The sequence below is a fragment of the Novosphingobium chloroacetimidivorans genome, assembly GCF_014204535.1.
GTDB classification, from domain to species: domain Bacteria; phylum Pseudomonadota; class Alphaproteobacteria; order Sphingomonadales; family Sphingomonadaceae; genus Novosphingobium; species Novosphingobium chloroacetimidivorans.
Window position 1 is genome coordinate 1 of the sequence record NZ_JACHLR010000063.1, and the last position, 3,394, is coordinate 3,394.

3 protein-coding genes are annotated in these 3,394 nt (G+C 57.0%); 2 read left to right on the plus strand and 1 reads right to left on the minus strand.

Annotation, left to right across the window (positions count from 1 at the left end):
• Window positions 1–272: 272 nt before the first annotated feature.
• Window positions 273–1,439: a cell wall hydrolase gene (locus HNO88_RS21700; protein ID WP_184250882.1), complete on the minus strand. Its 1,167-nt coding sequence runs from the start codon at window positions 1,437–1,439 to the stop codon at window positions 273–275.
• 379 nt (window positions 1,440–1,818) lie between these two features.
• Here HNO88_RS21700 and HNO88_RS21705 point away from each other — a divergent pair, with 379 nt between their 5' ends.
• Both HNO88_RS21705 and HNO88_RS21710 read left to right on the plus strand, forming a co-directional pair.
• Complete coding sequence (locus HNO88_RS21705) at window positions 1,819–2,253, plus strand: glycosyltransferase family protein (RefSeq protein ID WP_184250884.1); 435 nt, start codon at window positions 1,819–1,821, stop codon at window positions 2,251–2,253.
• 91 nt (window positions 2,254–2,344) lie between these two features.
• The gene (locus HNO88_RS21710) at window positions 2,345–3,121 is read left to right on the plus strand and encodes a WecB/TagA/CpsF family glycosyltransferase (protein WP_184250886.1); all 777 of its coding nucleotides are present in this window, start codon (window positions 2,345–2,347) and stop codon (window positions 3,119–3,121) included.
• The last annotated feature ends 273 nt before the right edge of the window (window positions 3,122–3,394 follow it).

Sequence of the window (3,394 nt, forward strand, 5' to 3'; positions counted from 1 at the left end):
GTAGCCATAAGTGCCGCACCGGTGCTGTCCACAGTGCCGCACCTGTGGCTTGCCGATTACCCGTCGCGCAAGGCGCCCCAGACCGGACGCTTACCTTCCATGTAGAGCGAAATCGGAGAGAAGTTTGCATTGGGCAGATCATGTGACTTATAGAGTGCCATCACGAAGGAAACGGCGATGGGTTGGCGGTCGGGTGAGGGGGACGCGTCATTGCGATCAAGCGAGTAAGAGGCACCGTCGCGGGTCGAGATATCAAGCGAAGAACCACTCCCTCAACCTGTTTCGCCGCGTAGACACTGCTCAGCTGGACGCTTAAACTGGTGACAATTCCATAGCGCTTTTTCGAATTTGCTATTGCGATCGTAGAGGTAGCTAAACGACATGGAATTGCGCTGTGCGGGTAGGAAGTCCGCCGTGTTGTTGCGCGGCATTTTACTTGTGTCCGTCCACCCTACAAACCAGCAATAAGCCCGATCTCCGCAAGCACGAGCAGCCATCACCGGAAAAATCTCCGCGTTCTTCGTCGAGAGTTGTACGAAGAAGATGCCGTCATCCGTAGATTGGCCCTGAGTAGCGTTACCCGCGAGCGCTGGAGCATGCCCGGCGGACTCAGCCTCTGCCTCCAGCGCTCCCGCGCTCTGAGCATGTTCTGGGAAGCGCGAGGCGAGCTGCGGGATATGCGGCTCTACCCCGGTCGCCGCAAACCGAAAGGCTGGTGGTGTGCCCCACCAACCGGTCCAACGAAAGAAGAGGTGCGTTCCCACAGCGACGATTTTGTCCAGGCTGGAGCTCCAGTATGGGACTACCCAGTCCGTATGGTAGTGGGTCGCCTGACCGACCGGTTGGAAGACGTTACCAGACAGCGCCCCTTCCGCGACAATGCGCGCGCGCGCCCACGACTGATCGGCATACGAGCGACGCAGCGCACCATCACAAGTGAAGGTAAACTGGCACCCCGTCTGCCGCTCAGAACCTTGAAAAACAACGCCGCAGATGCTTTTCGGAAATGCTGGATGACGAACGCGGTTCAGCACGACCTGTGCTACCGCCTTCTGGCCTGTGCTATCATCGCCCGCTTCGTAGAGCACAGCTGCCGCGAGGCAAGCGACTGCACGCAGTCTATCTTTGTTACTTCCGGTGAACTCAAAGGGCCGTGCTGGTGGATTAGGTTCAGTACTGAATGGTACGGCGGTGTTGATGGCACGCGCATTTGCAAGTGGCACCGTTTTTAGTGCAACAGGCTCGACTAGGGGAACCTCGCTGCGACGGAGCACGCGTTTGCGCTCGTTGTGTTCTGCGCGACCGTGATTTTGAAGCGTGAGTGGCTGCGTGCCCAGAACTAGGAGCGCCACAGCGGTGACCAGAAGAAGAGCAACAAGGAGGCATTTCAGTGCAGTTGATCCAGTACCCATCTTTGAGACTTGGGAGCTAATCATCATGGCTGCTTCATAGTACCACTGGGCGGGATCGCCCGCTTGTAAATTGTTGATGCCGTGAAAGGCTTTTGGCTGTCTTGTGCCTCGTACCGCCGACCATCTTAACGTGTGATGCACAAACGCCTGTTTGCTCGGGCGTCACTGCGCCACTAGAATGTTTTTCGATCATAGGTTAAGCCTCTGAGCGGAAGGGGCGAGGCATGGAAAGGAGACGCGTTCGCTGATCTGATCGCTTTTTCAAGGCACTGAAGGCGGCCGGTCAGAAGGGCGCGCGAGGGCCTCATATGCTTACCATAGCATAAAGCACGAGGGGACTCGTCGTCCATGTTTCTAAATCAGCGGGGTAGATGTGTTGACGGGGTAGCAAGGTGGTGGACCGGGCATGAGCTGGCTCAAGCCCGTATTCTTTCACGGCGCCATTAGCGCCAGAGCTAGGCTGAGAAGCAGGGTTTTTTCGTCAAGCCAATTTCTTTCGCTAGTCAGCACTCAAGCCTTTTTTGTAGCAACGTTGAGCCGATGGGCCGCCAGTGCGGCGCCCGTGGTGTTGACCGGAGCTTACCATCTCGAATATGTCGACTCTCAGCTCGGCTCGAAGAACGGGGCTGAAATCATTGTCGAACTATCTAGCCGCGCTGATGCTGCGGCCGTTGCCTTGGCCGCCTTGCAACTTGCCCGTGAGACGATCATGCTGGCTTGCCTCAGCTGTAACCATATCGTCAATCCAGAAGCATTCCCGCAAACGGCTTGCGATGCCGTCGAGCTGCCGCAGGGTGGTTGGCTAACTTCGTCCGGCACGGGAGTCGCGCTCTCGAACTAGGCTTGGGCGTTCTTGAAAGGGGTAAACTGTTCAAGGAGCATGAGTTCCACAATGCGCAAACCGCCCATTTGACCTAGCCGAGAGCAAGACAATGACCCAAGTATTAGAAAATCCGATCACCCTTCGGCGCGTTGGTAAGATCGACATCGCTGTGCTGGAAAAAGAGCAAGCACTTTCGCTTGTCGTAGCAGCGATCAGGTCGAAGAGGTCATATATGATCTGCTTCGCCAATGCCCATACCGCCAATATGGCTCAGCAGAATGAGGGCTTCTCGAGCGCATTGCAACGAGCTCTTGTGTTGAACGACGGGGTTGGAGTAGACTTGGCAAGTCGCTGGCTTTATCGTAAGCCCTTCCCCGCCAACCTCAACGGAACCGACTTCACCCCTGAACTGCTGGATCGGCTCCCTGGTAGTACGCGCCTCTTCCTCTTAGGCAGCTCGACAGGCGTTGCAGAGCGCGCTGCGCGTGCCATCAATCAAGAGCACCGCCATATAGAAGTGGTAGGGACACAGCACGGTTTCTTTGTAGAAGCAGACGAAAGCGGGCTTTTGTCTCGCATTGCAGCATCCCGTGCCGATCTCGTACTGGTAGCCATGGGGCACCCCCGCCAGGAGATGTGGGTTGCGCAAAACATCGATCGTCTCAATGTAACGGTGATGTGCGTCGGCGCCCTGCTTGACTTCTATGCGGGTACAGTTAAGCGCGCTCCCTTGTGGCTGCGCAAGCTGCGCATGGAATGGATCTATCGTCTGTTACGCGAACCGCGACGATTGGCGGGTCGCTACCTCATCGGCAATGCAACGTTCCTGCCCAACGTCCTCGCGTCCGATCGCCGGGAAAGAGAAACCAAACCGTTTCCGATGTAGGCTCCTCCACAGGGATCGAGCGCGAGGACGAGTGAGCGGCTTTATTTCTAACCTGTTGACATTGCCGATTTTAAGAGAGCCTCGTTGCCGATTGGCGAAGATCAAGCGGAGGCTCCCGAGATAAACGCCGATAGAGCTGTGGCGGCAGGACGAGGCCCGCGTCTGTCAGGAGTCCAAGTGACGTGACCCCCTGGTATCCACCAGCACGGATTAGAGCCGGGCAGCTTTGTTACGCGTGAGCGCGGGTTGAGCAATGGCCTGCGCAGCGGAGCC